General features: G+C 76.6%; 5 protein-coding genes. All 5 read left to right on the forward strand.

All coding sequences use genetic code 11. The features are described from left to right. Positions 1–100: 100 nt before the first annotated feature. Positions 101–1180 carry an ABC transporter permease gene (locus VR45_RS37570; protein ID WP_045944434.1) on the forward strand — a complete coding sequence of 360 codons (1080 nt, stop codon included), beginning with the start codon at positions 101–103 and terminating at the stop codon, positions 1178–1180. Continuing rightward, complete coding sequence (locus tag VR45_RS37575; protein ID WP_063772615.1) at positions 1177–2154, forward strand: ABC transporter permease; 978 nt, start codon at positions 1177–1179, stop codon at positions 2152–2154. The genes VR45_RS37570 and VR45_RS37575 overlap by 4 nt, the downstream gene beginning before the upstream one ends. Continuing rightward, positions 2135–3226, forward strand: a complete 1092-nt coding sequence (locus VR45_RS37580; RefSeq protein WP_078897357.1) for an ABC transporter ATP-binding protein — start codon at positions 2135–2137, stop codon at positions 3224–3226. Before VR45_RS37575 ends, VR45_RS37580 begins: the two co-directional genes overlap by 20 nt. A gap of 164 nt (positions 3227–3390) precedes the next feature. Then, complete coding sequence (locus VR45_RS37585; RefSeq protein WP_234326556.1) at positions 3391–4371, forward strand: oligopeptide/dipeptide ABC transporter ATP-binding protein; 981 nt, start codon at positions 3391–3393, stop codon at positions 4369–4371. Then, positions 4368–5052 (forward strand): acyl-CoA dehydrogenase family protein (locus tag VR45_RS37590; protein ID WP_199926083.1); only part of this gene is annotated, 685 nt, incomplete at its 3' end. The genes VR45_RS37585 and VR45_RS37590, both read left to right, overlap by 4 nt.

A 5052-nucleotide genomic window follows, 5' to 3' on the forward strand; every position in this document is an offset into this window, starting at 1 on the left:
CCTTCCTCTACAGCGTCCCCCGGCTGCTGGCCCGGCGGAAGTCCGTCTCGCCGATCCCGGCCTTCACAGCGGTGCAGCGGTTCGACGGGGTGACCGCGTCATGAGCGCCGTCCTGCCCCGCGCGGGCGCCTGGCGCGCGGGGCCCCTCGCCCGCCGGGCGGCGCGCGCCCCGCGCCCACTGGGGCGGGTGCTCGGGAGCACCGTCACCGTCTTCCTGCTCTCCTCCCTGCTCACCTTCGGCCTCGGCGCCGTCTCGGACGCCAACCCGGCCGCCGCCGTCCTCGGCGAGACCGCCACCGCGGCCGACATCGCCCGGCTGGACCACGAGTTCGGCCTGGACCGGCCGCTGGCCGTGCAGTACGGCGACTGGCTGTTCGACGCGGCGGGCGGCGACCTCGGGACCTCCTGGTTCACCACCGTGCCGGTCGCCGACTCGATCGCCACCGCACTCCCGGTCGACCTCTCCATCGCCGGCCTCGCCCTGCTGCTGGCCGTCCTGCTGGGCGGCTCGGCCGGTGTCGCGGCGGCGCTGAGCAACGGCGGCCGGCTGGACCGCGCGGTGACCGCCGCCTGCACCCTGCTCGGCACCCTGCCCGCCTTCGTGATCGCGATCGGACTGATCACCCTGGTCGCCGTCAAGCTGCGGCTGCTGCCCTCCGGCGGGTACGTGCCGTTCTCCCAACAGCCGGGCCAGTGGCTGCGGTTCGCCCTGCTGCCGGCCCTGGCCCTCAGCCTGGACGCCGCCGCCGGCATCGCGCGCCAGCTGCGGACCTCGCTGGTCGCGGAGCTGCGCCGGAACTACGCGACCGGCGCCCTGATGCGCGGACTCTCGGGCCGCCGGGTGCTGTTCGGCCACGCGCTGCGCAACGCGGCCGGTCCGGCCTTCACCGTGCTCGGCATGAGCGTGCCGGTGCTGATCGGCGGCGCCGTGGTCACCGAGCGGATCTTCAACCTGCCGGGGATCGCCCAACTCTCCCTCCGCGCGGCCGAGCAGCACGACGTGCCGGTGATCCAGGGCACCCTGCTGGTCACCGTCGCGGTGGTGCTGGTGGCGAATCTGGCCGTCGACGCCGTGCTCTTCGCCCTCAACCCGGCGGCCCGGCGCGGTCCTCGGCCGAGGCCGGAGGGGCGCGTGGGAAAGGCGACGGGGGCGGCAGCGGCAGTGGGAGGAACCCGGTGAACGCGCTGCGCGCCTCCCTGCGGGTGCCCGTCGCCCGCGCCGCGCTGGCCGTCCTGGCCCTCGTCCTGCTGCTGGCGCTGTTCGGCGGACGGATCGCCCCGGCCGACCCGCTCGCCCAGGACACCGCCCACATCCTGGGCGGACCCTCGGCGGACCACCTGCTGGGCACCGACTACCTGGGCCGCGACGTGCTGAGCCGGTTGCTGGCCGGCACCGGGCTCTCCGTGCTCGCCGCCGTCGAGGCGGTGGCCGTCGCCGCCCTGCTCGGGGTCGTCCCCGGGCTGCTGTCGGTGCGGTTCGGCTCGGCCGGGTCCTGGCTGGCCCTGCGCGCCGTGGACTCCCTGATGACGCTGCCGTTCACGCTCTTCGCGATCGCCGCCGTCGGCCTGCTCGGCAACGGGCTGCACCAGGCGATGCTGGCGCTCGGCGTTCTGCTCGCACCGCTGTTCTTCCGCGTCACCCGGGCCGCCGCGCTCGGACTGGACCGCGCCCAGTACGTCGAGGCCGCCGAGCTGATGGGCGCCTCCCGGTTCTGGATCCTGCGGGTGCACACCTGGCGCAAGGTCCTGCCGACCGTCGCCGTCACCACCGCGCACGCGCTGACCACCGGTCTGCTCACGGTCGCCTCCCTCACCTTCCTCGGGATCGGCGTGCAGCCACCGGCCCCGACCTGGGGCGGCATGCTCGCCAGCGACCTCGGCTTCCTGGCCCAGCAGCCGTGGGCGCCGCTCCCGCCCGCCGTGCTGATCATGCTCACCGTCGGGGCGCTGAACCTGCTGGCGGACGTCCTCGCCGACACCGATCGGACCGGCGCCCCGGCCACCGCCCGTACCCACCGGGTCGCCAGGAGGCGTGCCGCGTCGGGCGCGGACTCGCCCGAGCCGGCCCCGCCCGTGCCAGGCGCCCCGTCCGTGCCGGGCGCCCCGTCCACGCCGGACCGGAAGGAGCACGACCATGTCCCCCACCCCGCCTGAGCCCGAGCTCGGCCGTTCCGCTCGTACCGCTCACACCGCCACCCTGCGGGTCGAGGGGCTGCACGTGACCGTCGGCCACGGCCGCACCGAGGCTGTCCGCGACGTCTCCTTCGACCTCCTCCCCGGCGAGGCCGTCGGGCTGGTCGGCGAGTCCGGCAGCGGCAAGACGCTCACCTGCCGCTCGGTGCTCGGCCTGCCGTCACCCGGGGTCGCCGTGTCCGCCGGGCGGATCGTCCTCGGCGGCACGGCGGACGGCGGCACCGGGAGCGCCGACACAGATCTCGCCGACGCGGATCTCGTCAGCCTCACCGACCGCCAGTGGCAGCAGGTGCGCGGCACCCGGATCGGCGCCGTCTTCCAGGACCCGGGCTCGTACCTCAACCCCACCCTCACCGTCGGGCGCCAGCTCAGCGAACCGCTGCGCCGACGCGGACTCACCCGCGCCCAGGCCCGCCGGCGGGCGGTGGAACTCTTCGAGGCCGTCGGTCTGCACGACCCGGAGCGGGTCCACGACAGCTACCCGCACGAACTCTCCGGCGGCATGCTCCAACGGGTCCTGATCGCGGTCGCGATCTCCGGCGACCCGCAGCTGCTGGTCGCCGACGAGGCCACCACCGCGCTGGACACCGTCGTCCAGGCCGAGGTGCTGGACCTGCTGGGCGTCCTGCGCGACCGGCACGGGCTGGCCCTGCTGCTGGTCAGCCACGATCTGGCGGTGGTCGCCGAGGTGTGCGACCGGGTCCTCGTGCTCTACGCGGGCGAGGTCGTCGAGGAGGGCCCCACCGCCGAGGTGGTCGCCGCCCCGGCCCACCCGTACACCGAGGCGCTGCTGCGGGTCGCCGCCCTGGGGCGCCGCGACCGCCGGGAGCTCGCCGTCATCCCCGGCCGGCCGCCCGAGCCCGGCACCGCCCGAGNCCCGGCCCCGCCGGAGCCGGCTGCCGCTTCGCCCCCCGCTGCGAGTACGCCACCACCGCCTGCACCGAGCAGGCCGTCCCGCTCACGCCCGTCCCGGTCACGCCCGCCCCCGGAACCGGCCGCCGGGCCGCGCGCTGCCTGCGCAGCGCCGAACTGACCCTCAGCGGCGTCCGCGAACCGACGGACGTCACGGAACGAACGGAGGTCCCGGCGTGAGCATCACCGCCATCGCCTCGTCGATCACGGACGGGCCGACGCCCTGTCACCGGATCCCCCGCCCTGCGAATCGAGCGACTGGAGGTCCGCTACGGCCGCACCCCTGTGCTCGGCGGGGTCGACCTGGAGGCACGCTCCGGAGAGATCCTGGGCCTCATCGGCGAGACCGGCTCCGGGAAGACCACGCTCGCCCGGGCCGTGGCCGGGCTCGCCCCCGTCACCGCCGGCCGGATCACGGTGGACGGCGCCGACCGCACCACCCTGCGCGGCCGGGCCCTGCGGACGGCGCGGCGGGCCGGGACCGTCCAGTACATGTTCCAGGACCCGCTGCGTTCCCTCGACCCCGATCTGACGGTGGCCCGGCTCGTCGGCGAACCGCTCGCCGTGGCCGGCGTCCCCCGCGCCGAGCGCGGGCCGAGGGTGCGGGAGGCGCTCGACCGGGTCGGCCTGGACGCCGCGCTCGCCGCCCGCACCCCCGGCGCGCTGTCGGGCGGCCAGCGTCAGCGGGTCGCCCTGGCCCGGGCGATCGTCGGACGGCCCCGGCTGCTGCTGGCCGACGAACCGGCCAGCGCCCTGGACGCCTCCAACCGCAACCACGTGCTGCGCCTGCTGGACCGGCTCCGCCGCGAACTGGACCTGGCCGTCGTGGTGATCTCGCACGATCTCGACTCGCTGGCCGGGATCGCCGACCGGATCGCCGTGCTCTACCGGGGCCGGATCGTCGAGCAGGGCCCGGCGGAGGCGGTCCTGGACCGGCCGCTGCACCCGTACAGCGCGCTGCTGGCCGCCTCGGCGCCGGGCCCGGATCCCGCCCGGCGGACCGCGCTGCGGCTCCTGCGGGCGCCCGCCGGGGCCGCCGTCCCGGGTGGGGGTTGCGGATTCGCGCACCGGTGCCCGTTCGCGGACGCGGCCTGCGCGGCGGTGCCGGAACTCGGCCCGGTCACCGGGGTCTCCACCACTGGTCAGGAGGCGCACGCCGCTGCCTGCCACCACAGCCCGGGCTGGCGGGCCCGGCTCCACCCGGGTGACGCCGTCCGCACCCCCGTCCCCGACGCCACCACCACTCCTTCGGAGCAGCCCCGATGACCCCGGCACCCGCACCGGCCGCCCTCGCCCGACCGGCACCCCCGCCGCCCGACCTCGACGGACTCCCCGCCCTGACCGCCGCCCTCGCGGAGCGGGCCGCCGAGCACGACCGGGACGCCACCTTTCCCACCGAGGGCATCGCGCTCGTCCACCGGGCCGGTCTGCTCACCGCGACCGTCGCCGAACGGCACGGCGGCCCCGGCCACGGTCTCGCCGACACCGTCCGGATCCTGCACGCACTCGGCGCGGGCGACCCGGCGGTCGCCCTGGTCACCGCGATGACCCTGTTCGTCCACGCCGCCGAGGCGCGCGAGGCCCACTGGCCGGACGGTCCGCTGGCGCAGCTGCTCGCCGAGTCGGCCGAGCGTCCCACCCTGGTCAACCACGTCCGGGTGGAGCCGGAGCTCGGCACCCCCGTGCGCGGCGGGCTGCCGGCGACCGTGGCCGAACGGCGCGGCGACGAGTGGGAACTGACCGGGCGCAAGATCTTCTCCACCGGCGCGCCCGCGCTGCGCTGGCTGCTGGTGTGGGCCCGCACCGACGAACCCGAGCCCCGGGTCGGCTCGTTCCTGGTCCGCGGCGACCTGCCCGGCATCACCGTCGAGCCGACCTGGGACCACCTCGGCCTGCGGGCCAGCCGCAGCGACGATGTGCTGCTGGACGCGGTACGGGTCCCGCTCG

The organism is Streptomyces sp. NRRL S-495, assembly GCF_000966955.1.
GTDB classification, from domain to species: Bacteria; Actinomycetota; Actinomycetes; order Streptomycetales; family Streptomycetaceae; genus Kitasatospora; species Kitasatospora purpeofusca.